The organism is Pseudoalteromonas sp. Z9A6 (genome assembly GCF_011378805.1).
Classification (GTDB): Bacteria; Pseudomonadota; Gammaproteobacteria; order Enterobacterales; family Alteromonadaceae; genus Pseudoalteromonas; species Pseudoalteromonas distincta.
In genome coordinates this window covers 14482-37772 of sequence record NZ_WTKZ01000040.1, presented here as the reverse complement: position 1 = coordinate 37772, position 23291 = coordinate 14482, and the positions used below count along the sequence as shown (strand labels likewise).

Here is a 23291-nt window from a genome sequence, read left to right as displayed (position 1 = left end):
GAAGCCTAATTTATTTGTGTATAAGAGTCAGATCCTGACACAGGGGGAAGCTTACGGTGGGTTTTATTCATTACAGTCGGTTATTCAACGCTTTGCTCGCTTTCAGTTTGAACAACATACGTTAGAAAAAGATAAGCTTGAATTATTTAAACAAGCGTTTACTTATAATCAGCAAGTTATGGAGTTTATTTACAATCTTCTGAACACTAATAAAAAGTCGAATCTAATTTTCTCATCTTTGTTTAATAATCTGATAGCCGCGCTCACTTATGGCACTAAGGGCAATGTAATCAGAAGTGAAGATGAATTAGAAGATTACTTTGAGATGGTTGAACACATTGGTGTTTTTTCAATTATTAAGTTAAATCTAGGTCCTGAATTTTTAGCGGCATACGAAGCAATTAATATTGAAGGACTTGTAACAAAAAGTAATGAACTTCAGGTAAGACAGGTATGGAAACTCATAAAACTTCTAGCGCGCTATTATAACGGAGAGTTTGACGCTGCTCATCAGCAATTAAAATCTTTAATTACAATTGAGTCGTTATCGGCTCTTTCAGGAAAGTATGAGAGAGGTCGAGTACTCGAAAGGATTGTTTACAATATTGCAATGAATCTATATGAGATGGAAGGTTATGCACTTGATAGGGTTGCCCATAACATAAAGTTGAATTCATATCGGTATGTCACTTTTGGTTCATCGAATGTGCAAGTTGCAATGAATGTTGAACCCTTAATGGGCCTAGTTAATACTGAGTCGAGTTACTACGAGGCACAAGGTTATCTATATGGGGCAATCAATCTAAATCAACTAAATCACTCCATTGATGATCTATATGAAAATCAGCATATGGAAAGGGTGCAGTTAACTTACCTTAAATCTCGTGCAACCTATGTGAGCTTCGAAGCTATAGATAAATTGGTTAGCGTTAACCCTTATACTCGAGGTTTAAAAAAGTTGATGTATGCTTTTTCATGCGAGAATGAGCAGTCATCTGAGCTAGAACATAATGAGCTGAATGAGAATATAATTCGGTATTACCAATCAGCATTACCAGACTTAAGCCATATTAAGTTTTATTATGTGCAAGCACTTTATTTTTATGCTCAATTTTTACAAAAAGCTGATTGCATAGATTTCGAAACTATTTATGAACAAGGGTTAGGGTTAACTAAAAGGCATCATTATCGATATTGGCAACACAGATTTTTATTATTAAAACAACCCAATTTAGGACGTTATAAACCAGAAGATTACCCACTACCTGGAAACCTTGATATTTCGTCATTAGTTGAAAAACAGGCTAAGTGGATAAAACAAACTTATGGTACAAGCTTGAATCCATTCAATCAGGGCAACACTGAGTTAAAAGCGCTTCCAAGTTAAATTTTTCAATAGTATTTTTTAAGTGGGGGAGTTTTATAACTCTCCCTGATAAGTTTTAATTAAGCAGTAAAGTAAGCTCAAATTAGATACTAATTAATGTGACTTAAATTTCAGTCTTGTCTTTAAACTCACACAAGTCTTCAATAATACAGCTGCCGCACTTTGGCTTACGTGCTACGCAGGTGTAGCGCCCGTGTAGTATTAGCCAATGGTGAACGTCTACTTTAAATTCTTTTGGTACTACTTTTTCAAGCTTTTGTTCAACAGCAACTACGTCTTTACCCATGGCAAGCTTGGTACGGTTAGATACACGAAATATGTGTGTATCTACGGCTATTACAGGCCAGCCAAAGCATAATAATAGTAGATGCTTATATGTTATTGATTTACACTGTATATAACAACAGCAGTGAGTCAATACTATGAAGCATTATACCTCTTTAAAACCGTTACTCTACAGCTATATTCGCTTTTCGACAATCGAGCAGGCTAAGGGGCAGTCGTTAAATCGACAGCTTAGCTTTGCTAAAGAGGTTGCTAGGGAAAAAGGCCTAGAGCTTGATGAGTCCCTTTCTATGCGTGATATGGGGTTGAGTGCGTTCCATAAAACAAATATAACGCGTGGTGCTTTGGGTATATTTCTAGCTGCGGTTGAGCAGGGTAAAGTACCTGCGGGCTCTATTTTGGTACTTGAAAGCTTGGACCGTATTTCTCGTGCGGCACCACTAGAAAGCCAGGGCATTATTGCGCAAATTATTAATGCTGATATTACGGTGATCACGGCGGCTGACCGCAAAGAGTACAATAAAGAAACCATTAAAAAAAATCCGATGGATTTGGTTTATATTATCTTGGTGTTGATACGGGCCAATGAAGAAAGTGAAACTAAATCTTTGCGAGTTCGCTCTGCGTTAACTAAACAGTGTGAGGATTGGCTAGCTGGTAAACGTGGTTATAGGGTCAAGTGTGGCAAATCGCCAAGTTGGGTGGTGTGGAATGATGACAAAAAACGGTTTGATTTTGAACCGCACAACAAAGCTATTATGTTGCGGAAGCTTGAGTTGTTTAAAAAAGGCTATGGTGGCATAAAAATAGCTGAGTTAATTAATAATGGATTTGGAGCGGGAACTGTTCACCATACAGGGGCTAATGTATATAAAGAGGTAAAGCGCCGTAGCTTAATTGGTGAGCTCAATATAAAAGTAGGGGATGTTGATTACGTTCTGGAAGACTATTACCCAGCATTAATGAGTAAGGCAGAATTTAACTTTTTAGTTGCTGATTCATCTAAGCGTGGTGCGACTAAACACTCACAAAAGTTTGTGGGTATTTTATCGGGCGTGGGTGTGTTTAAGTGTGGTTGCTGTGGTAAATCGGTTGGTTCGCATGTTATTTACCGTAAAAAGTGTATAGATGAAGTAAAAAGTAGTCATAAGCGCTATGGCTGTGTTGAAGCCCGTCGCAATAATAACTGTGAAATGAGTTCTACGGTGCAAATTGAAATGGTCGAAAATGCGGTTGTTACTTTTTGCCAGGACAAAGTAAATCTTCAACGTATTTTATTAAAAGGTAGTGACCGTGAACAAATTAATACTGAAGAGTCTGTACTTGTTGCGCAGCTTAAAAAAATCAATGACGATATAAACTCACTCACCGAAACTTTATTAATACTTGAAGGTACACCGCCTCAGGCTATAGCTAATAAAATATCAATGCTTGAAACACAAGCACGTGATGTGCAAACCAAAATCGATACCAGTAAAAATAAACTCGCTAAAATAGAACACTCTTTTCGCGATGAAGTAACCGACCGCTGGCTATCGCTTACCAAAAACCTTGTACAACTTTCTGGCGATGAGCGTTTGGCCATACGCCAATTGGTTAAAGATACCTTTAAAAGCATTACCCTACAAATAGATGTTACTCAAACTATGGAGCAGGGTGGTTTGTTAGCCGTGTTTAACCAGTTGTTGGGTGATGCAACAACAGACTACTTTGATCTAATGCTTGAATTTCATAACGATAAAAAGCGGTTATTAAGGGTGAATAAGTTAAATGGGGAAGTAATGACGGGGTTAGATGTTTAAGTGAGTGCTTAAAAATAAAGCTAGACATAACAAACGCGATATCCTAAGATCACAAAAGTACCCATGGGTACTTTTTAAAGTTGCTGGGTTCACTAAACAGGTCTAACATTGCTTATGATCGTTTTAGTATTCACACCTAAACTTATACTTAGGAGGTTTACATGATTAACAGTAATCAACAAACCCACATGCAAGAATTTTCTCAAATAGTAGCTGCAACTGATTCTACCAATAGAATCTATTTGCGTGGCACGCAGACTGAGAAGAAAGCGGCTTTAATTAGCGCGCTAGGGAAAGCAAATATAACCAATGTCGCAGCAAAACCCAGAAAAAAAAGAAATTGAAGACGCTACAGTCAATGAGCTATTTGCAGTATTATCAGCCGAGTTTGGCTATGATTACTCTGATTGGCTTGATGAGATTGTAGCGCTGCAAGAACTTTGGCAAACGCAAGGCTATGTTGAAGTTTATGAGTCAAAAAGTCATCGACAATACGGTAGAATTAAAGATTCATCCCTCAAAGAAGGTGCTTCACCTTGGTACATTGGTATATATCACGCAAGATTATTACCCAACGATGAAGAGAATGATCCTCTAGTAGTCGTTAAGTTTCACAAAACTGAAACCGGTGAAATTGTAGATATGAAGCTAATGCTTGACCATAATGAGATTTTTGGTGATAAAACGGATAAGTATGATCCAAATACAATGAAGCGAATAAGGATGCAGATTGATACTTTCGTACAACAAGCCGATGCTAAGTTAAATGAAGAAAAACCCGCTGATTAGCGGGTTTTTTTATGGGGGTTAGTATTTGTGTATCATTCGGCTTAGTTTTTCGTTGGCGCCTTTGGCTATTTCTAGCAGCTGGTAGGGCTGTATTTTAAAACTTTCGCGGATTACGTTGGGCAGTTTGTCGAACGATGTAACCATGTTTTCTATGGCCAGTGCATGTGTGGTTTCGCCATCTTCTATGGTGAGCAAGTCCAGTGGTGCGGGTGCCTTGGTGATGGCCTGTTGTTGCTGGGCGTCAAATGCGCAAATCACTTGTAAGTGAAACTTAGAGGTTAGCACATTGCAGGCATACAAGAGTTCCTCACTAACATATAACAATACGCTGTTTTTAATAAATAGCTGAAAGGTCATATTATTTTAACTCGCAAGTAACTCTCGTAATTCATGACAGTTAGGAATGATAAAATTATCGCACACCATGCCCACGAAAAAAGCCGAAACCATTAGGTTTAATAATATCAGGATGTTTAGAGTTATTTAGCAACCCCCACCCACCAAAACCATTGGCTATAGCCCGACTTCCAATAGAAACCCCTCTCTGTTGACCTTCTATAATTGTAAGCAGAGCACCATCATTGATAATAAACCCATCATAACCAGAGTCTAGAAAACAACCCCTTAAAATTTCTACTTGATTATCTGATAAATTTAAATCTAATAAAATTAAACCTTTCCCTGCTCTTATTTTTATATTTGAACCGACCCACTCATAATCCCATGATTGCGTTGAGACTTTTACCTCACCATTTTCTACAAGTAATAATATATTTCCTTTTATATCAGTTAGTTTAAAAGATACGCATAACCAACTGTTCTCCGAATGAATAGTAAAGAAACTTTCACCATTAATCCAAAGAGCATAGTGCTCATTGTTTCCATCTGGGTAAAAGCCTTCAACCATATTACTACCGAATAAAGTTTTTAATTTGCGAGAGGGCTCTAATTTAAAAGGGGAGGTTAAGTTTTTATTTAAGTTATAAGGCTTGGCCCTAGCTTCGATGATTCTATCTTTCGATAGTTTAAAGGGCTTAGCTCTATGGTGATTAGGGCACAATAAGATCAAATTTTCAGCAGTATGCTCTTTGACAGTTGAATATTCTTCAATGTGATCATAATCAAAAAAAGGCATTCCACATATAGCGCACCCAAATCCACACTCTTTTCTGACTCTTCTTTTAATATCTGCAGGTATATATCTACTATCAGACATGAAAGTATCCTTACTTAATTCTTGTGTAACTGAAGTTAACAGCTCCAACACATTCATTCAAACTAAATTACAACAATTAATTAAAACAAACTGTTAAGTCTACAGCTTATAATCATTCAATTTACTTGCCGAATTTCGCGAAGGTTATAACGGTGTTCCGGTTCAGGTGCTCTGTTATCAGCATCAACCACTTCTATGAATGGTTCTTGCTGATATTGGTTGCACAGCTCTGTTATGAATACTTGGGTGCCGTGGGTTTGGCAGTGGCCATAACGGGTTTTATTTTTCGCTTGGCCGTGCCAGTCTGTGTGTGGGCAGTGCGGATCGTCGCTTTACCAATGTTTTTATAGGCCTGACAACTAATGCAGGCCTTTGGTATGGTGTTCACTAAATGCACCTTTCTATACGTTCTTGCGTTGCCCAGTGAAGTTGAGCCAGCGGCTTATTTAGCTGTATTGCTATCCAGCAGTTAAAGCGACACCATTTAATTACGTGGCTGTTGTTATTCATTACGCTATTCCACACATTTCAGATATTTCACGTTCTAGGCGGTGTTGCTCTAGTCGGTCTTCTAGTTTTTCGCGAGGTGATTTAGTTCGCTCTGCGTATGCAGGGGCGCTATTTTTTTTATTTGTAGCAGCTTTTTTTACTGCGAGTGGCGCTTTGCTTTTTGGTTTACGTGGTATATTGCTGGCTTGGTAGCTTTTACGTACACAACCGCAGCCGGTTGTTTTACCTAAATTACCTTTACGCACTGAACGTTGTATGCCGCAAACACAAATACACATAAAATATTGTTCGCCTTTTTCATCGCGTTTATTGTCCGATAGTACTGTCCAGTTGTTAAATACATCGCCGGCGCTTACGTTACCTGTTGCCATGGTTACTCTCCTGAACCAATAAATTTGGGCGCTTGAATAGTAGCGCGGTGTTTTGTAGTTGCTTAATGGTTACTCGCCGGCCATCTATGGCGATTACTTTCACTTTTTTAACTGGATGTTGCTCTTCAATAATGGTGTAGCGTTTATTATTTCTGATACTTTTTAAGCAACAAATACCATTTTTTGTCGACTCCCCAAACTCACGCGCTATTAATAGCTCAGTATAAAATAGGCCTGTTTCGAGCATTCTTTCAGCTGCTTCTTGTGTGTTCATTGGCTGCCTCCTACGCTACTTTTTTAAAGTCTGCGGGGTTGAGTGGTTTAAAGCGGCTGCAAAATACGTTGATCACTTGGTCGGTCATTGCGTCAAATACTTGCTGCTCTACGGCTTTGCCTTGCTCTACTATTTGGCCTTGTTCGTTAATAATGGCGAGGGTGTGGCCTGTTGTAATTGTTAGGCTGTTGGTACCTGATTTAATTAGGCTCATACGGCCTCCTTTATTTGCTTTGGCTGTGGATTAACCAGCGCTTTTTGTTGTTTTAGTTGATAGAACTGGCGAATACGGGCCCGTTGTTGGGCTACGCTGTGGCGTTTAAACTTGTGCATAAGTCACTAGCTTTAGTTGTTTAAATATATTGCTTACATATTTAGCCTGGTGTTTTGCATCGTCGAGTGCGTTATGGGGTTCGCCGGTAAATTTATTTGATTTTTTAGGGTCTATTCCTAGTAAGCGCCGGCCAATATCAACAACAGTGCGAACGTCACGGTCGTTACTAAAATGCCAGGCTTTGGTCATTTTGGTTACGGTGTAGGCGTTTGATAAAATCACGTTGTCGAATGTGGCGCCATTACCCCAAACAATACGGTTTTTATAGCCTTCAATTTGGTATAGCCAATCGTTAAGCTCTAGCAGGGCGTCTTTTAATGGCATGGTGTCTTTGTCATTAAAAATAGCGCGGGCTTCATCGCTTTGCCTCATCCACCATTGAAGAGTTGACGCGTCAACTTGGCCATATTGCATGGCATCTTCTAGGTCAATGACTTGGTAAAATTCTGCTCCAATGTTGCCTGTAATCGGGTTAAAGAATACGGCGCCAATAGATATGATGGCGGCGTCTGGCGCTTTACTAGTGGTTTCAATATCTAGCATTACGTCGTTTAATTCGGTGTTCATGGTGTTTCCTTTAGTGTTAATGCGTGTTTTGCAGTGGTTAGTTCCAAAATGGAACTAACCACTGCATCTTTATATCCAAGGCGTTAGCCCCAGTTGTTTACGTTCTTCGTTCCATTTCTTTACTAGCTGGCAGGCTTCTTGTTGAAGCTTTTTGTTAGTTAGTAAGCGGCTGATCTCTTCTGGCTTTTTTGCTTTAAAGCTGACCAAGGTTTCGAGTGTGGCGCGCTCAAAGCTGTTCATTAATCGCTACTGTTTGCCAGGGCTTTTAAATCTTTTACGTCGGTTTGCCAGCCGTTTGCTTTGGCGCGGCGTAGCCATTTACCACAGTGCTCTAGGGTGGACTTTTTAGGGCGTAGGCCACCTTTAGGTGCGTCGACTAGTTCAGCTTCGTCGTCTTTATTAAGCAGTATTAAACCGCCACGACCGCTCTGATTTAAGTAGAGTAGGGGCGTTTGTTGCTCGTCGTGCCCTTCAACCATGCCACCTAAGTGGTAGGGATAGGTTTGCACTATGTCGTTCCCACTTCTGTAAATTTGGTTTATGGCGGCTACATCTAGGCGGTTTTCAAGTTCGGCTATTTGTGCTTTTAGCTGCTTAGTTTTTTTACATTCGTCTTGGTGGTAACGCTTTTGCTGCTCTGCGGCTAGGCGTTGGCTTTCAAGGCGCTCTTTATAGCTTTTAATTTTGTCGCGCAATTTTTTAGGTGTGCCGGCTATTTCTTTAAAGGCTGCAAGGGTAATGGTTGCATCTTGATTTTTGGTTAATGCCTGGTCGCGTTCTCGATTTGCTTGCGCCAGCTTTATTTGGGCGTTTTCAAGGTTTTTAAGTAATACAGCCGTTCCTTGCTCGTAGTCTTTTACTGAAGTATTTAGTTTGTCGTTTTGCGCTTGCAGCTGGTCGACTTCGGTAACCATTTGGTCAAACTCGGCCACTTCTAGGTTGTATGCTGCAACTAAGTTTTCTATTGCATTAACTACGGTTAAGGGGTTATTGCTCATGTTTATTATCCTGGTGTTGTAATAACTTCAATTCAGCCCACTCATTGAGTGAGCTGTCAAAAATTACTGGTTAATAGTCTTCGTTTGGATGTAGGCGAAGTTCGCAATTGTCTTCATCAAAGTCGGCTAGGCCTGTTAAGGTCATTGACGAGGCGTAAGCTTTTATTATTAAGCTGTCTTCGTCGTGTAAAATGGTTGGGTTCCATAAGTGGCGTAGTCTTATATCGCCTTTTTTACCGATATATAAGTTTACTTCTGGGCGATTTTCGCGTTTTGAAATGTAGCCACCTTCGCGTTGTTTCCAAATTTTTAAGCTGTAACCGCCATGCGAATATTCGTTCGCTTCAAATTCAACAGTGGCGTATTCATCGGTGTTATCTATGTCGTAGTGGTCTTCTGCTTTCCAGTGCGCGACTATTTTGTTTATAAATTCGTGAATATCCATTGATTCAGGCAGTGGGGCGAATAGCTTGTTCATGCCTTCCATTAACTTTGCGGCTGCTTTACTTTCAAAAAACTCTGCAACTTTTTGTTCAACGGCTTTTAGCATTACGTCGTTGTAAGTGGGTATATCTATTTGTGATGGGTCAATTTTTAGTTTTTCATCAAGCAACTTGTTTAATTGTTCGGTGATGTTGCCGTATGACTCAAACTGGCGGCGGATTGACTCGTTTATTGATTTTTCAATACCTAGCTCAATTGATTTTTCAATTTCGCCACTTTCAATCATTTGTGCTACTTTTTTATCAACAACTGCATGTAGTTCTTGCATTGGTTTATTCCTGTGTTGTGTTTACTAAACCCATTGATCTAGGTTTTGTTCAATAATTAACAGTGCTATGTAGGCGATTACCCAGAGCATTGTCGTTAGGTGTTTTTTTAATGTTTTCATGCGGCCATTATTGTTTTTGGGGCGCGGGTGTTTTCTATTAGGCTTAAAAATGCTTTGGTCACACATAGGTCACGTCGTGAAGTGGCATTTAGGGCTAAAGTGCCTAATACGGCCTGTGTTTGCTTATTTACAAAAATTATTACGCAGTACTTGGTACCTGATTCGTAAATACGAATTTCTTCATTAATTAACCGCTGGTTTATAAAAGCGATACGTTGTTTTAGTTGGTTAATTAGTAATGATGTAAATATGTTTAGCATGGTCGCTTCCTTTTAATCCTTGTTGTGTTGTTGGTTAGTTGCTTACGGCAACCACTCGGCTGGGCTAGTTGGGCAAGTGCGCGCCAGCGGGTTGTGAAACTATTTTCAACTTGTAACTATTACTTACAGGTTGAATTTAAGCAGCGCTTGGCGGTGGCTCTGGGTAAGGGCTATTAGCCGCTTTTAGCTTAGGAACCACTAAATGAAATGGGCTTACCTTTTGGGCTTGTTTTAGTTTGCTAAGTAACAAGCCAGTTGCGGCGTTATTTTTTGCTGTTGGGAATAAAAATACTTTGGTCATTGCTATTCTCCTGTGCCGTTAGGCTGCTAGTAAGTCGTTTTGTAGTTCACGCATGCGGCGAGCGCGGGTATTACGAACTGTTCGGGCTACCCTAATAGTTCTAAAACTGCGCTCAACGTCGCTATTTGCCGCGTTTAGTAGGCATAACATTAGGCATACTGTGTAACGCAACACACCTTGCTTTATTGCTTGATGCACCGTTTGACGCATAGAATTGGTGTTGAATTTAAAGCTAAGTTCGTTACAGGCTTGGCGAACAGTACACAGCTTTACACCCAGCACGTTGGCTATACTTTTTTGTGGTAGGCCTTTCGCTACTAATAGCAAGGTGCGTGCTTGTTGGGTTGGTAAACGAGAATACGGCTTGGCATTAACGTGCATGTCGTCAAGCTGGTATCCGGTTTCTGTGCGTGTAGTGTTCATAATGCATCTAAGTTAACAAGTTTATTTGTTAATTAAGATACTCAAGCTTTTGTTTTTAGTCAAGCCAATTAAACAAATGTATTTGTTTTTATGCGAGGGGGATTATTAAGCACAAAAAAAACCGCCGAAGCGGTTTTAGTTATGTACTGAATTAAAATATAGTAGTTAGTGAGATGCTATTTTGTAGACTAATTCTGTAGATGAGCTTGATTCAATAATTATTTTATAATTTTTAAAACGTATTTCTTTTGAATCTGCAGGGTATATAAGTTCTTGCTTAAATGCTTGTTTTGCCATGTTTTCAAAAGTGTACTCACGGTAGATAAAATGCAGCCCGTTAGAGCCTTTACCTGTAAAAATTAGTTCGTGGTTTATATATCCACTCTCAGTAAGTGGTGTGACACTTTCAATAACAGTAAACTTAGTTGAATCAGGGCTCATTGTGTATGGAGAGCCACCACCTACGGGAGAACTCCAATAACTAGCGCTTGCCATTGTATGATCCCACAATCCACTTTTATCAATTCCAAAGGATAAGTGACTGCCAGGCACCGCTATCATTCTATTCCCATTCTCATTGATTCCGACAATTTGAAATTGATCTCCAATATTTGCATGTAAGGCAACAGCAACTGTCGCTAGGCCTCCGGTTAACTGGAAATTATTTGATGGTGTGACTCTTTTTTTTTCTACATATGCTTTATAAGCTTTTCTAGTCAGAATAGGGTCTCCAACATAGCTGGATGATGTTTCATTTAATTCATAACTTTTGTAATCTATTGTAGTTACTTTACCGGATTCTGGCGGGAGAGTGGTCATGCTATTAGTGCAACCAGAGAGCAGTAAAGTGAGCGCTATTACTTTTAAGTATTTCATAAACCTTATTTCCTTTTGGTTATTAATGATATGTATTTAAAGGCGCTTACGGTAACTACCAATTACCACGCCACATGTTACTGCGTCGGGAAGCATTTCTATTATGGGGTTAGGCCAGTTTGGGTTTAATGCTTTTAAGTATTTCTGAGAGCCATCAATAATAAGCTGCTTAAATGTAGCCTCTGTATTGCCATTTTGGCGAACAACTACACATGAGCCATTACGCGCCTCTACTTCTGGGTCAACAAATATAATTTCACCATTTACAAAATCGGGTGACATAGATTCGCCATGAACTTCGAGTGCATAAGTAAGTTTGCTGTGCTTTTCTGGGCATGGGTAGAACTCTTCTACATCACCTAAGTGAATATCAGTCCAATGGCCAGCTTGTACCCAGCTAATCAAGGGAACACTCGAAAGTACTTTATAATTTGGTAATACATTTTCTGTGTCAGGCTCCATTTGACCAATACCTTTTTCCAGCCAATCCGCAGATATATTAAGCACCCTAGCAATTGACGTAGTGTGTCCAGATTTACGAGCTTTTCCAGAGCAAAGATACTGAATTGACTGCTGACTAACACCAATTTCACTGGCTAGCTTTGCTTGAGCCATTTTTCTAGTTAATAGTGCATGTTTTAGACGATCGCCTAAGTTTTTCATGTGATACCTGACAAATTACTAATATGAACAATGGTACAAAAAAGTTTGTACTAAGTATTCACAAAAATATGTGTTGTAAAATAACAGAAGAGTTTGTATTCTTGCTGTTATTACTTCTTTATAGAGATAAAGCATGAACACTAATTACCCAGCTTTAGAAAAAGCAATCAAAATTGCTGGTGCTCAAACTAAACTATCAAAGGCAATTGGTAGTTCTCAACAAAATATTTCTTATTGGCTAAGAACTGGCAAAGTTGCGCCTGACAAAGTGATTCTGATTGAGAAGGCCACTGGTGTTTCTAGGTATGAACTGAGACCGGACATTTATCCGTCTGAGGAAAGTAAGCAGGCTGCTTAGTTTTATGGTTTTCATGGGATTTGTTCCTGTGTTGTTGTGCGGTTGATTTTAGACCAATAACAACAAGGGCATGCAGATCGTGTGGTATATGTTTTTTTATACAGGTGATTTATGGCAGTTAAAGATTTGACGCTTAGTTTTACTGTTGATAGTTCGGCAGTGATGCCACTTTTTGATCGTTTGCGTTCTGCGCTTGAAAAGCTAGAGGTGCATGTGACTAATTTGGTGCGCACTAATATTGAAGAGCTGCGCCAAAAAGATGATTTGGTTGTGGTGGTAACTCATTTTAATAAAGACGATATGAGTAGTGTGGTGTGTCTTTATCCAAGTGAGGGTTTATTACGTATTGCGAAAGCTGTGTTTGATAAACGATATGAAGACTTATTGCCACCACAGTTGGGTAACCTTGCCGCGGTGTATGAAAAGCATAGAGGCTCAAAATGAGTGAAGCTGAGTTATTAGAAAAGTTACGCAATATCGACTCTGTTGCTTTGGCTAATTTGCTAAACCCTAATCCTGGCAAGCTACACGAACTTAGCGTTTTTGTGCCAAAACCCACTATGCAACAAAAGGTAAGGGCTGCTGCTTGGATTAGTGGTATGGGGATTCATCAGGCTGGTGTGGATACACAAGCCCGATTGATGTGGCCGCTAACGAAATTTAGTGAGTTAGACGTTTCAAGAGAGGCTGCTAGAACTTTAGGGGGTGCTCTAGTTGCTCTCGTAGAAGCTCTGCCTCCTCAGCAGATTGAGCAGATTTGGATAGATCAAGACGAGCGCCTGTCTTTTGTTGATGAATTTGTGTCACTTGATGATAAAAGCCGTCATCGGGCTGAATAACATCGCCAACGTTTATAGGGGTAGTTGATGTGTATGTTTTTGAATTCATATCTCCCTCTTGGCAAAGGTAGTAAAGGCGATATTTATACATGATTTTGCTTCCTTATTTTGGTTTGTTGGTTTGGTTACTGAACATACTAATTTAAGGAAGCGCTTTAATACAACACAGTAATAGGATGAAAAACATGACTGAGCAAAATGAAGATTTATGTATTGGTGTTGCTACGTTTCAAGTTGATGGTGAGATAAAGCAATTTGGCTTAACTCAGGAAGACTTTGGTATGTTTATTCAAAGGGCTGAAAAGCTTCAAGAGAATATCAATTCAATGACAGACAGCTTGAAGCGTTTCAGCGAAGAGAAGGTAAAGCTAGAAAGCCAGCTTGCTGTTATTCGCCAAACTGATACCAGTTTTCAGGTAAAAGAGTGAGAGCTGGGCCTGTGCATTTTAATTTTTTCTCATCATCCCAGCCTGTTTCTTTGAAAAACAAGTACTGGTCATCTTCCTTCTTGGTGAAAAACTTAAATAGCATGGGGGCTGGTTTTAGCTTGTATTCTAATGAAGCTAAACCTTTCTCGGTAATTGAGTATTTGTCTTCTCCTGGAGATTTGCGTATGTATTTTTCATCATTTAACCATGTGATGGTTGGCTCAATCATGTTTTCCATATCGCTTAAGAAGTCATTTAAATGGAATTCATCGGCAGCCTTATACAGTTCTTCGTTAGTTAAACTAACTTTGCAAGGAAAGTTTCTAGCTGTGTGGTTGAGGATTAGCGAGCTAATTAGAACGAATTTATTTTGATTATCAATTGTAGGTGACATTTTTTGCTTCCTTATTTTGGTTTGTTGGGTGTGGTTACACAACATACTAATTTAAGGGAGCGCTTTAGTACAACAACACAGGAATAATAACAATGCAGCAAACAAGTTTGCAGGATTTAAGTGATGCATTGCAGTACCTTGACCCTAATTGTGCTCGTGATGAGTGGGTTAAGGTGGCAATGGGTATTAAAAATGAGTTTGGTGATGCGGGCTTTGATGCGTTTGATAGTTGGAGCGCGGGCAGTGAGCGTTATAAACCAAGTGATGTTAAGAGTACATGGCGTAGCATTAAGGCTGGCGGCGGTACTACGATTAAAACTGTTTTTAAAATGGCTATTGATAATGGCCTTACTGTTAGGCGTGAACCTATATCACCAGAAGAGCAAGCCAGGCTTAAAAAAGAATTTGCACAACGTGCTAAAGAGCGCGAAGCGCAAGAGGCAAAAGACGAAGCCGCGCGCCAGCGTTGGCAAGTGGTGATTGCTAATTTTAGTAAATTACTGATTGAACAATATACTAAACCTGTTAACTCTAATAAATATTTGGCTACCAAGAAGGTGGCCAGTTTTGGTTTAAGTAGCTTTAAAAGTGCTGTGATAGTTATTTTTAGACCTAATTTTACGGCTGAGACTGTAACAGGTGGCAAAGAGATTAAACAATTTTTTGCTGATTTGCCTGATAAAGAAAACCGCGATTTTAGCTTTTTGCATTTTAAACGTGGTGATTTGGTGATGCCATTAATTGATATTGAAAAGGCGCTTTGGAATATTCAGGTTATTAATGAGCAGGGCACTAAGCTGTTTTTAAAGCATGGCCGTAAGGCTGGGCTGTTTCACTTTATTGGTAAGGCGAGTAGTTGCAATATATTGGCTGTTTGTGAGGGATATGCTACTGGTGCGAGTATTCATATGGCGACCGCTTGGCCATGTGCAGTGGCGCTTGATGCAGGTAATTTAATGGCTGTTGCTACTGAGCTTAAACAAAAGCTTATTGATAAAACCTTTATATTTTGTGCTGATGATGATGCTAATACCAAGGGGAACCCGGGTGTAAGTATGGCTAATGCGGCTGCAGCTGCGGTGGGTGGTTTGGTGGCAATACCAGACTTTACTGCTGTTGTTGATAAGGCGGCATAATGGCGGGGCTTAGTTTAAACGATTGGAATGATTTACACGTTAGTGCTGGGCTTGATGCGGTTAAAACGCAGTTGCTTAGTGTAGTTGATAAGCCTAGCGCTAATGATGGTAATAAGGGAAATAACCCGCCGCCGCAAAACGCTGACGCGCGACAGCGTTCACTGGGGGATGAGCAGTGGCAAGCTGGTTTCCAAAGAACTAATTCGGGTATGCCTCAAGCAAGTATTAGTAATACTAAATTGGTGCTTGAAAATGACGCTGCTTTTGAGGGGGTTTTAGGTTATTGCGATTTTAGTTACCGTATTATTAAGCGTAAAAAGCCGCCTTTTAAAATGGGTAAGGTGGGTGAGTGGACCGATACTGATACTGAGCGTTTACGTATTTACCTTTCTGAAACCTATGGTTTTACGCCTAGGGCTAGTGATGTTATTGGGGCTATTGTTGTTCACTCTGAAGAACATGCTTTTCACCCAGTGCAAGAGTATTTAAATGCTGTTAAGTGGGATGGTACGCCTAGGGTTGCTATGTGGTTACATACTTATTTAGGTGCTGAAAATACTGACTATACGGCTATGGTTGGGACGTTCTTTTTGGTTTCGGCTGTGGCGCGGGTTATGCGGCCACCGGTTAAGGTTGATTCGGTGTTGATTTTGGAAGGGTCGCAGGGGTTGGGTAAATCTACTATGTGCCATAACTTATTTGGTGATTGGTTTACTGATACGCCTATGGCTCTTGGTGAAAAAGATACGTTTCAGCAAATGCAGGGTATGTGGGGTATTGAGCTTGCTGAGCTTGATTCGTTTAATAAGGCTGAAAATACAAAGGCTAAACAGTTTTTTGGGTCACAAGTTGATAGGTATCGCCCTAGTTATGGTCGTATGGTGCAGGAGTTTCCGAGGCAATGTGTATTTGTGGGTACGACTAACCAAGATAGGTATTTAAAAGACTCTACGGGTAATAGGCGTTATTGGCCTGTGATGTGTACTAATATATGCCAGGATAAAATTGCCACTGATAGAGATCAGCTTTGGGCTGAGGCTTTATATTTATTTAATGAAGGTATGCCTTGGTGGCCTACTGATGAGTATAAGCATTTATTTGAAGAGCAGCAGGAAGATAGATTTGATTCTGATGTTTGGGAAGGGCTTGTTTATGATTGGCTGCTTAAAAACATGCGTGGTGACTATGCACTGTCGGATATTATGACTGAGGTGCTTGGTATGGACCCGCATGCTATGCGTCCGCCTGAACAAAAGCGAGTTGGGCAGATTATGCATAGGCTTGGATTTACTAAGAAGAAGAAACGTGTTGATGGTAAGCGCCCTGCGTTTTATGTGCCACCTGAGGGGTTTTGGAATGCTAAATAGGCTTTTTACTATGACCATGACCAGTGTAGGTGACCGCTACAAGCTGCGTAGTTATTGGGTTGGTCACGGTGGTCATGGTGGTCACGGTGTTTTTACGCACACATACGCGCGCGGGTGCGAGCGGGTACGCGTGTTTTCTACTTTCTATTTATATAGTTGTTCTTGTGTATATAAAAACACTATGACCAGTATGACCAGTATGACCAATGTAGTAATAGCAAGGGGTTCAGCGGTCACGGTAGGTGGTCACGGTAGAAACAAGGGTGACCAAGGCGTTTTTAATTTGTTATTTGGCTTTAACGGGGAACGATGATGCAGTTAGTTACGACTATTGATGATTTGCTTAATGAGTGGGGTGTGTGGTCTCAAGCTGGGTTGGGTTTAACGCTTAGCTCTGCATCAAACGATAATACTATTGCAGTAATTGATGATGATACAGGGTTAATGGTAGACCAGGCTGTGGCAATGCTTGGGCTGTATGCTCCAAAAACTAAAACGGTGGTTATGATGAGCTATCGCTCTAAACTAAGTACTAGGCAAATTGCTAAGAATTTAGATATTGGTGAAACTAAGGCGAGACAGTTGCTGTTAAGTGGTGCATCTTGGCTTGAAGGGCATTTAATGGCGAAAGGGATTTTAATTAAAACTGCTGCATAAATAGTTTGCAATTGCGCGCGCAAGAACTATACTATTTCATGTAAGCTTAGCAGAGCTGCATCATAAAGCCCGAGGTTAAAACCTTGGGCTTTTTTGTGTCTGCTTTTTAAGTTATACCTACTTGTGTTGTAAACCCGCCTTGGCTTTTTGCCTGGCGGGTTTTTTATTTTGGGGCCTTTAAATGAAAATTAATAAACTATTAGCTGCTGGCGTTACGGGTGTTCTTGCTCTGGCTGGGGTTATGGTTGCTGATTTTGAGGGTGAAGTACGCACAGGTTATGTTGATCCTGTTGGTGTAGTTACGGCTTGCTTTGGACATACCCAAACTGCTGAGCTTGGTAAGGCCTACACAGAACATGAATGTTTAAACCTATTTGCTATGGACTTAGGTGATCATAATGAGCAGTTGTTAAGAGCGGTTAAGCAGCCGCTTTCTATTGGTGAGCATGCGGCTTATTTGTCGTTTCACTATAACGTGGGTGCTGGGAACTTTCGTAGCAGTACTCTACTTAAATATTTAAATAACAGTGAGCGGGCTCTAGCATGTAATGAGTTGTCTCGTTGGGTTTATGCTGATGGCCGTAAGCTTGCTGGTTTAATTAAACGTCGAGAACTTGAGCGCCAACTGTGTTTGAGTGAACTTAGTGATGTTTAGCTTAAATAAGATAGTGCTGGTTGCCTTTACTGCGATGCTGAGTATTACTGCATTGATGTATATGGGCGTTAAGTCTGATTTGAATACGGCCATTGAAAATAATAAGCAGCTTAAAGTATCGGTGCAAAGCTATAAGAACCATGCAACGTATTTAACAGATAGTTTGGTTGTTGCTGATGAGCAGAATAAGCAGTTAATTAAAGAACGTGACTTACTTAGCACGCTTAGAGCGCAACACCAGCAGCAGCTTATTGCAATTAAAATAAAACTTAATAATTCTAACGTGCAGCTCGATGCATTAAGGCAATCAACTGATGAAACAACTAAACATTGGGCTAATGGCTGTGTGCCTAACGCTGTTGTCGGCATGTTCAAGTACGCAACAGTTAGAACCTGTAGTAAAGACGATAGTGCAAACTAAATTTAGGTTTGTGCTAATTCCTAACGAGTTTATAAAACCATGTAATGTAAGTACTCAGGTTGTTGGTGATAATACGTCACATGCGCAGTATACGACTTACCTTGAGTCGGTTATTGATGCGTGTAATGAGCAGCTGATGAGGGCGAGAAATTGGAACAATGCGAATAGAGACTAGTGATATTGCAACGCAAAAAGCAACCAGCATCACGAGCTATGCAGCAAGTTTTGGAGCAGCAGCTGGAGGGGTGTTTAGCTTGAATGAATGGGCAATATTACTAGGGATTGTGTTTGCTGCTCTTACTTTTTTAGCGAACTGTTGGTTTCAACATAAGCGTAATGAACGCGAAGCTAAGAAGTATGAGGATGATAAAGAGTTTCATCGAGCAAGAATGCAAGCATTACAGCAGAGCGACCAAGCGCATTTGATTTGTGGAGATAACAACAATGGCTACTAAGCCTGGGTGTTGGTGTACTAAGTGCCGCAAGGTACATAAAGATGAGCCTTGCCCGCATCGTAAGCCATTTGAACGTAAACGTGGACCTACTAAACAGTCAGGCCGAGGAGGGCGTGTGTGGCAAAGAACACGAGAATTTATATTTCATCGTGATAATTTTTTATGCCAGATATGTAAGAGCAAGGGCATCTTAATATCTGTTGAGCTACATGGTGCTTACCATGGCATATGTGACCATATGGTTCCTATTAGCCAAGGTGGTGATGATAAGTTAGATAACCTTCAAACCATCTGCCAAACGTGTGATAAAAACAAAACAGCACTTGAGTCTCGCTATAGTGTTGACCCGGGGGTAGGCAAAGTCTAGCGCCTCGCCTCGTTCACCGCCCCCTCAGTTAGATTTTTATGCGGGGCAGAATTGAAATGAAAAAACCCACTTTAGAGATTATTTAGTTATATGGCCGGTAGATACCCAGCAGTAGTAGCGGATACAGCTAACAAAGTTGTTCAATTCCCTAAGACTACTGAACAAAGCGCGGAAATAAGTGATAAGGACGCTAAAAAACTTGCGATCAAATCGCGTCCGCGTGGAATGTCAAAAGCTGAGCAAGTGGTATGGAATAACGATATACCTGAATATGTAAAAATTAACAGGTTCAAGCCTCACTATATACGTTTCTTTAAAGAGTACTGTGTTGTAGTAGCGCGCATGGAAGCGTCTGTTGCCTATTTAGAAGACCAAGGTTGGAAATATACAACCGAAGGTCGTAACGGTATACAGCACAAAACACGCCCGGAGGTCAGTCAATATAATGATGACTGGCGTAAATTTAATAGTTTAATTAATCAACTAGGAGGGAGTCCAGCGACTGATCAGCGGTTTAATAACCTGCAACCTGGGCTGTTCGATGACTTATATTAAATGCGTAACAACTATCCTACGTTTGAGCGTGATCACCTAGCTGATATAGAACAATACGCGAGTGATGTTTTAAGTGGTAAGCGCCTTGCTAATAAGTATGAACGATTAGCAATAGAGCGTGAAAGCAGAGACTTACAACGAGCAGGTAGTAAAGACTTTCCTTATTACTTTGACACTGAAGCCGTTTTAAAAGTTATTACATTTATTGAAACCTTTAGCCATGTAAAAGGTAAATGGGCAAGGGCTAAAGGGCAAGAAGGGTTACTAAGCTTTAGCGGTTGGCAAAAATGGATTACAGCACAAGTATATGGCTGGAAACATATAGAAACTCATCGTCGCCGTTTTCGTACCGCATTTACGTTGGTACCTCGAAAAAACGGCAAGTCGACTTGGGTTGCCCCAATTGGTTTATACATGTTGGCCAACGACAACGAACCGGGTGCCGAAGTTTACTGTGGTGCAACTACACAAAAACAAGCTAACGAAGTTTTTAACCCAGCTAAAAAAATGGCAACTAAGCAGCCAATATTTAGGCGCCGTTTTAATATTGAATTGTTTGCTCAGCAAATAGAAAAAACAAACGATGGCGGTAAATTCGAACGCTTAATTGGTAACCCGGGGGATGGTGGTTCACCTAGTTGTTATTTATGTGACGAGTACCACGAGCATGACGATGATGATCAGCGAGATACTATGATCACCGGCATGGGTGCACGCGAGCAACCACTTGAATGGATAATATCTACTGCCGGCTCAAACTGGTTTGGTCCATGTGGCCAATACCAAAAAGAGTGCCAAGAAATACTTGAAGGTACCAGAACCGACGAAACCGTTTTTGCCATGATTTACACTATTGATGCTGACGATGACTGGCAAAGTGAAGCCGCACTTGAAAAAGCAAACCCTAACTTTGGCGTGTCTGTAGAAGTTGAGTTTTTATTAAATCAGCTATCTAAAGCTAAACAATCGGCACGTAAGCAAAATGCTTTTAAAACTAAGCATCTTAATTTATGGGTTGGTGCACGTGAGTCCTGGCTAAACCTTGAAGACTGGAAAGCGGCAGCTGATACCAACTTAAACATTGAACAGTTTACAGGTGAAGAGTGCACTAAAGGCGTCGACCTATCTGAGTCTGACGATTTAACCGCCGATGTAACCTGTTTTACACGCGAGATAAACGGCAAATTACATTACTACTTCTTTGCTAAAACCTACGTAACAGAGGCAAAAGCAAACGAAATAGATATATATCGTGACTGGGTTGATCAAGGACACCTAATAGAGTGCGAAGGTACCAGCATAGATTACGACGAAGTAGAGCGCGCTATCGAAACAGATAACGAAAACTACCAAGTAACAGGCTTGTTTTACGACCCAGCAGGCGCGGCACCTATTGCTCAGCGTGTACAAAACAGTACAGGTATAGAGCCTATTAAGGTGTCACAAAATTACACCAACTTTTCGCCGGCAATGCGTGAGTTTGAAAACTTACTCAGGCAAGGCCGTATACACCATAACGGTGATCCTGTTCTTACTTGGTGCTTAGGCAACGTAATAGCCAAAGAAACCATGGACGGTAAATACATTCGCCCAGTAAAAGAGCATAAAGACAACAAAATTGATACCGCCGTCGCTAAGTTGCTGGCCTTTATTGGCTCATGGCAGCCAGAAGAAGACGATGGTTCTAATCAAGAGTTTTTGGAATTCTAATGTTTAAAATCCCGTTTTTAAGTCGTAAAACCTCGCCAGCAGTCAATAACATAGCTGATCAAGATAATATTTCAGTACAGGATATAAATAGCTTATCTGACTTGTTTGGGGTAATGCCATCGTTGGCAGGCCCGGCGGTAACGCCTAAAACATCAATGAAAGTGTCGATTGTATTCGCCTGTGTGCGCCTAATTGCCGGTGCAATTGCACAGATGCCCGTACATATCTATGAGCGCGGTGACAATGGCGATAAAAAACGCGTTCCTAACCACAATTTAGCTAATCTTTTTAACTTACAGCCCACTCCAGTATGGAGCGCCGCCGCGTTTTGGGAGTATATGGTTTCAAGTATGCTACTTCATGGCGATGGTTACGGTGTTTTAATACGCGATCGTAACGGCGATATAGAAGAAATACTGCCAATTAGCCCCGCAGGTATGAACGTAGTTAACAACAACGGCCGGCTAAATTACTTTTTTACACTAAATGGTACCGCCCGCGGGTTTGACCAAGACGACATATTGCACTTTCCGGGCTTTGGTTTTAACGGCCTTAAATCAATGTCGGTTATTCAATGGGGTGCGTTTAACAGTATTGGGCTTGAGCTTGCCATGGAGCAACACAGTGGCGAGTTTTTTAAATCGGGTTCAACTCAGCGCGTAGCCGTAGTTAAGCAAGGCAAGTGGGACGAAAAACAAAAACAATCATTCAGAAACGCATGGGTTAAAGCATACGGCGGCATTGAAAACTCAAAGTTTCCGCTGGTTCTTGATAACAGCACAGACGTAAAGCAACTTAGCGTATCAGCAAAAGACTCACAGCTGCTTGAATCGCGTGAATTTCAAATTACCGACATAGCCCGCGCGTTTGGCCTACCTAGTTTTATGGTAAACCAAGAGCAAAAATCAACATCGTGGGGCTCAGGTATTGGTGAAATTGGCTTATCGTTCTTGCGTTTTACGCTTGGGCCACACTTAAACCGCTTTGAACAAGAAATAAACCGCAAGCTGTTTTTAAATAAACCTATGTTTGCCGAGTTTATAGCCGCTAATTTAATGCGCTTAACGCTTAAAGATAGAAACGAAGCATACCGCCAATCCATAGGTGGCTCACAAGGCCCCGGTTGGATGAGCATAGACGAAGTGCGTAAGCTCGAAAATCTACCCGAACTAGGCGGGCGCTATGCTTTGCCATACGACCCAATAGCAAATAACCAACCACCGGGAAACGAATCATGAATAACAGCCGAAAACTAATGCAGTTAGTTAAAAACAACTGCCAGAACCGTGACCAAGTTGGTTATCAAGTTAAACAGCAATCACCACTTGCCAACCCAGGCGAGAGTCGCCCCGCATTTTTAATTTACGATGTAATCGACCCATGGTGGGGCGTATCGGCCGAGATGATAAAGCGCGACCTGCTCAGCATTACCGATGTAACCGACATCGATGTATATATTAATAGCCCAGGCGGTGACGTATTTGAAGCCACCGCCATTTACTCAAGCTTTAAAGCGCACCCAGCAAAAATTCATATTCACATCGATGGCATCGCAGCCAGTGCCGCAACACGCATTGCATTAGCGGGCGACACCATTGAGATTGCCGACTCAGGCTTTTACATGATCCACTATGCCTGGACGCTCGCACTGGGTAACGCACAAGAAATACGCGACACCGCCGACATGCTTGATAAAGTCGATAACACCATAGTAAACGACTACGAAAAGCGTACTGAAGCAGGTGAGGAACAAGTACGCACCTGGATGAAAAACGAAACCTGGTTTACCGCACAAGAAGCCCTAGAACATGGCTTTGTAGACAGTATTATGCAAGATGGTACAAGCGATAAAACTACTAATAAAGCGTGGGACTTAACATCATATCAAAACGCACCTAAACCAAAACCACCAGAAGATAAATTTTTGCAGCGTGAACGCTTAGAGCGATTTGCTAACATGCTGCTCACTACTGGCTAGCTCCGCTGGCACCACTATTTAAA

The 23291-nt window shown here is 40.8% G+C and carries 34 protein-coding genes and 2 pseudogenes; 20 read left to right on the top strand and 16 right to left on the bottom strand.

What is annotated here, in order from left to right:
- Window positions 1–1387: pseudogene (locus tag GQR53_RS20675) on the top strand (hypothetical protein); the annotation flags it as partial.
- 103 nt (window positions 1388–1490) lie between these two features.
- Here the strand turns inward: GQR53_RS20675 and GQR53_RS14505 are convergent.
- Window positions 1491–1739 (bottom strand): annotated as a pseudogene (locus tag GQR53_RS14505) (endonuclease III); the annotation flags it as partial.
- A gap of 70 nt (window positions 1740–1809) precedes the next feature.
- On the opposite strand from GQR53_RS14505, the gene GQR53_RS14500 reads away from it, so the two are divergent.
- The 3 genes from GQR53_RS14500 (at window position 1810) to GQR53_RS14490 (ending at window position 4263) form a co-directional block, all read left to right on the top strand.
- Window positions 1810–3474 (top strand): recombinase family protein, encoded by a 1665-nt coding sequence (locus GQR53_RS14500; RefSeq protein ID WP_165744309.1) that lies wholly within the window; start codon window positions 1810–1812, stop codon window positions 3472–3474.
- Between the two features lie 161 nt (window positions 3475–3635).
- Complete coding sequence (locus GQR53_RS14495) at window positions 3636–3818, top strand: hypothetical protein (RefSeq protein WP_165744308.1); 183 nt, start codon at window positions 3636–3638, stop codon at window positions 3816–3818.
- Window positions 3784–4263, top strand: a complete 480-nt coding sequence (locus GQR53_RS14490) for a hypothetical protein (protein ID WP_165744307.1) — start codon at window positions 3784–3786, stop codon at window positions 4261–4263. The genes GQR53_RS14495 and GQR53_RS14490 overlap by 35 nt, the downstream gene beginning before the upstream one ends.
- Window positions 4264–4281: 18 nt before the next feature.
- On the opposite strand, the gene GQR53_RS14485 is transcribed toward GQR53_RS14490, so the two are convergent.
- The 14 genes from GQR53_RS14485 to GQR53_RS14420 form a co-directional block, all read right to left on the bottom strand.
- Window positions 4282–4620 carry a hypothetical protein gene (locus GQR53_RS14485; protein WP_165744306.1) on the bottom strand — a complete coding sequence of 113 codons (339 nt, stop codon included), beginning with the start codon at window positions 4618–4620 and terminating at the stop codon, window positions 4282–4284.
- A 55-nt stretch (window positions 4621–4675) separates the two neighbouring features.
- Complete coding sequence (locus tag GQR53_RS14480; RefSeq protein ID WP_165744305.1) at window positions 4676–5479, bottom strand: HNH endonuclease signature motif containing protein; 804 nt, start codon at window positions 5477–5479, stop codon at window positions 4676–4678.
- A gap of 509 nt (window positions 5480–5988) precedes the next feature.
- Window positions 5989–6360 carry a hypothetical protein gene (locus GQR53_RS14475; RefSeq protein WP_165744304.1) on the bottom strand — a complete coding sequence of 124 codons (372 nt, stop codon included), beginning with the start codon at window positions 6358–6360 and terminating at the stop codon, window positions 5989–5991.
- Complete coding sequence (locus GQR53_RS14470) at window positions 6347–6634, bottom strand: hypothetical protein (protein ID WP_165744303.1); 288 nt, start codon at window positions 6632–6634, stop codon at window positions 6347–6349. Before GQR53_RS14470 ends, GQR53_RS14475 begins: the two co-directional genes overlap by 14 nt.
- Before the next feature lie 10 nt (window positions 6635–6644).
- Entirely contained in the window at window positions 6645–6848 is a 204-nt protein-coding gene (locus GQR53_RS14465) for a hypothetical protein (RefSeq protein WP_165744302.1), read from the bottom strand.
- A 105-nt stretch (window positions 6849–6953) separates the two neighbouring features.
- Complete coding sequence (locus tag GQR53_RS14460; RefSeq protein ID WP_165744301.1) at window positions 6954–7535, bottom strand: 3'-5' exonuclease; 582 nt, start codon at window positions 7533–7535, stop codon at window positions 6954–6956.
- A 69-nt stretch (window positions 7536–7604) separates the two neighbouring features.
- Entirely contained in the window at window positions 7605–7775 is a 171-nt protein-coding gene (locus tag GQR53_RS14455) for a hypothetical protein (protein WP_165744300.1), read from the bottom strand.
- Window positions 7775–8533 carry a hypothetical protein gene (locus GQR53_RS14450; RefSeq protein ID WP_165744299.1) on the bottom strand — a complete coding sequence of 253 codons (759 nt, stop codon included), beginning with the start codon at window positions 8531–8533 and terminating at the stop codon, window positions 7775–7777. Before GQR53_RS14450 ends, GQR53_RS14455 begins: the two co-directional genes overlap by 1 nt.
- Window positions 8534–8603: 70 nt before the next feature.
- Entirely contained in the window at window positions 8604–9305 is a 702-nt protein-coding gene (locus GQR53_RS14445) for a hypothetical protein (RefSeq protein WP_165744298.1), read from the bottom strand.
- Between the two features lie 116 nt (window positions 9306–9421).
- Window positions 9422–9685: a hypothetical protein gene (locus GQR53_RS14440; protein WP_165744297.1), complete on the bottom strand. Its 264-nt coding sequence runs from the start codon at window positions 9683–9685 to the stop codon at window positions 9422–9424.
- Window positions 9686–9821: 136 nt separating this feature from the next.
- Window positions 9822–9986 (bottom strand): hypothetical protein, encoded by a 165-nt coding sequence (locus GQR53_RS14435; protein ID WP_165744296.1) that lies wholly within the window; start codon window positions 9984–9986, stop codon window positions 9822–9824.
- Between the two features lie 18 nt (window positions 9987–10004).
- On the bottom strand, window positions 10005–10409 hold the full coding sequence (locus tag GQR53_RS14430) for a hypothetical protein (RefSeq protein ID WP_165744295.1): 405 nt from the start codon (window positions 10407–10409) through the stop codon (window positions 10005–10007).
- Window positions 10410–10574: 165 nt separating this feature from the next.
- Entirely contained in the window at window positions 10575–11285 is a 711-nt protein-coding gene (locus GQR53_RS14425) for a hypothetical protein (RefSeq protein ID WP_240917480.1), read from the bottom strand.
- 36 nt (window positions 11286–11321) lie between these two features.
- Window positions 11322–11948: an XRE family transcriptional regulator gene (locus GQR53_RS14420; RefSeq protein WP_165744294.1), complete on the bottom strand. Its 627-nt coding sequence runs from the start codon at window positions 11946–11948 to the stop codon at window positions 11322–11324.
- A 133-nt stretch (window positions 11949–12081) separates the two neighbouring features.
- Between GQR53_RS14420 and GQR53_RS14415 the strand changes: the two genes are divergently transcribed.
- The 4 genes from GQR53_RS14415 (at window position 12082) to GQR53_RS14400 (ending at window position 13573) form a co-directional block, all read left to right on the top strand.
- Window positions 12082–12306, top strand: a complete 225-nt coding sequence (locus GQR53_RS14415; RefSeq protein WP_165744293.1) for a YdaS family helix-turn-helix protein — start codon at window positions 12082–12084, stop codon at window positions 12304–12306.
- A 111-nt stretch (window positions 12307–12417) separates the two neighbouring features.
- The gene (locus tag GQR53_RS14410; protein ID WP_165744292.1) at window positions 12418–12750 is read left to right on the top strand and encodes a hypothetical protein; all 333 of its coding nucleotides are present in this window, start codon (window positions 12418–12420) and stop codon (window positions 12748–12750) included.
- Window positions 12747–13145, top strand: a complete 399-nt coding sequence (locus tag GQR53_RS14405; RefSeq protein WP_165744291.1) for a hypothetical protein — start codon at window positions 12747–12749, stop codon at window positions 13143–13145. The genes GQR53_RS14410 and GQR53_RS14405 overlap by 4 nt, the downstream gene beginning before the upstream one ends.
- Window positions 13146–13330: 185 nt before the next feature.
- Window positions 13331–13573 carry a hypothetical protein gene (locus GQR53_RS14400; RefSeq protein WP_165744290.1) on the top strand — a complete coding sequence of 81 codons (243 nt, stop codon included), beginning with the start codon at window positions 13331–13333 and terminating at the stop codon, window positions 13571–13573.
- Here the strand turns inward: GQR53_RS14400 and GQR53_RS14395 are convergent.
- Window positions 13533–13967, bottom strand: coding sequence for a hypothetical protein (locus GQR53_RS14395; RefSeq protein ID WP_165744289.1), 435 nt, complete (start codon window positions 13965–13967; stop codon window positions 13533–13535). The genes GQR53_RS14400 and GQR53_RS14395 overlap by 41 nt on opposite strands.
- Window positions 13968–14059: 92 nt before the next feature.
- Here GQR53_RS14395 and GQR53_RS14390 point away from each other — a divergent pair, with 92 nt between their 5' ends.
- The 12 genes from GQR53_RS14390 to GQR53_RS14335 all read left to right on the top strand — a co-directional run bounded on the left by GQR53_RS14390 (window position 14060) and on the right by GQR53_RS14335 (window position 23268).
- A complete protein-coding gene (locus GQR53_RS14390) occupies window positions 14060–15103 on the top strand; it encodes a PriCT-2 domain-containing protein (protein ID WP_165744288.1) in 1044 nt (347 codons plus the stop codon).
- A complete protein-coding gene (locus GQR53_RS14385) occupies window positions 15103–16470 on the top strand; it encodes a virulence-associated E family protein (protein ID WP_165744287.1) in 1368 nt (455 codons plus the stop codon). The genes GQR53_RS14390 and GQR53_RS14385 overlap by 1 nt, the downstream gene beginning before the upstream one ends.
- Entirely contained in the window at window positions 16460–16783 is a 324-nt protein-coding gene (locus tag GQR53_RS14380) for a hypothetical protein (RefSeq protein ID WP_165744286.1), read from the top strand. The genes GQR53_RS14385 and GQR53_RS14380 overlap by 11 nt, the downstream gene beginning before the upstream one ends.
- Complete coding sequence (locus GQR53_RS14375; protein WP_165744285.1) at window positions 16780–17127, top strand: antiterminator Q family protein; 348 nt, start codon at window positions 16780–16782, stop codon at window positions 17125–17127. The genes GQR53_RS14380 and GQR53_RS14375 overlap by 4 nt, the downstream gene beginning before the upstream one ends.
- Window positions 17128–17308: 181 nt before the next feature.
- Complete coding sequence (locus GQR53_RS14370) at window positions 17309–17782, top strand: lysozyme (protein WP_165744284.1); 474 nt, start codon at window positions 17309–17311, stop codon at window positions 17780–17782.
- Entirely contained in the window at window positions 17775–18203 is a 429-nt protein-coding gene (locus GQR53_RS14365) for a hypothetical protein (protein ID WP_165744283.1), read from the top strand. The genes GQR53_RS14370 and GQR53_RS14365 overlap by 8 nt, the downstream gene beginning before the upstream one ends.
- Window positions 18204–18361: 158 nt before the next feature.
- Window positions 18362–18658, top strand: coding sequence for an HP1 family phage holin (locus GQR53_RS14360; protein ID WP_165744282.1), 297 nt, complete (start codon window positions 18362–18364; stop codon window positions 18656–18658).
- Entirely contained in the window at window positions 18648–19025 is a 378-nt protein-coding gene (locus tag GQR53_RS14355) for an HNH endonuclease (protein ID WP_165744281.1), read from the top strand. Before GQR53_RS14360 ends, GQR53_RS14355 begins: the two co-directional genes overlap by 11 nt.
- A 90-nt stretch (window positions 19026–19115) precedes the next feature.
- Window positions 19116–19580, top strand: a complete 465-nt coding sequence (locus tag GQR53_RS14350) for a P27 family phage terminase small subunit (protein WP_165744280.1) — start codon at window positions 19116–19118, stop codon at window positions 19578–19580.
- The gene (locus tag GQR53_RS14345) at window positions 19581–21290 is read left to right on the top strand and encodes a terminase TerL endonuclease subunit (protein WP_165744279.1); all 1710 of its coding nucleotides are present in this window, start codon (window positions 19581–19583) and stop codon (window positions 21288–21290) included.
- Entirely contained in the window at window positions 21290–22528 is a 1239-nt protein-coding gene (locus GQR53_RS14340; protein ID WP_165744278.1) for a phage portal protein, read from the top strand. Before GQR53_RS14345 ends, GQR53_RS14340 begins: the two co-directional genes overlap by 1 nt.
- Complete coding sequence (locus GQR53_RS14335) at window positions 22525–23268, top strand: head maturation protease, ClpP-related (protein ID WP_165744277.1); 744 nt, start codon at window positions 22525–22527, stop codon at window positions 23266–23268. Before GQR53_RS14340 ends, GQR53_RS14335 begins: the two co-directional genes overlap by 4 nt.
- Window positions 23269–23291 lie beyond the last annotated feature (23 nt).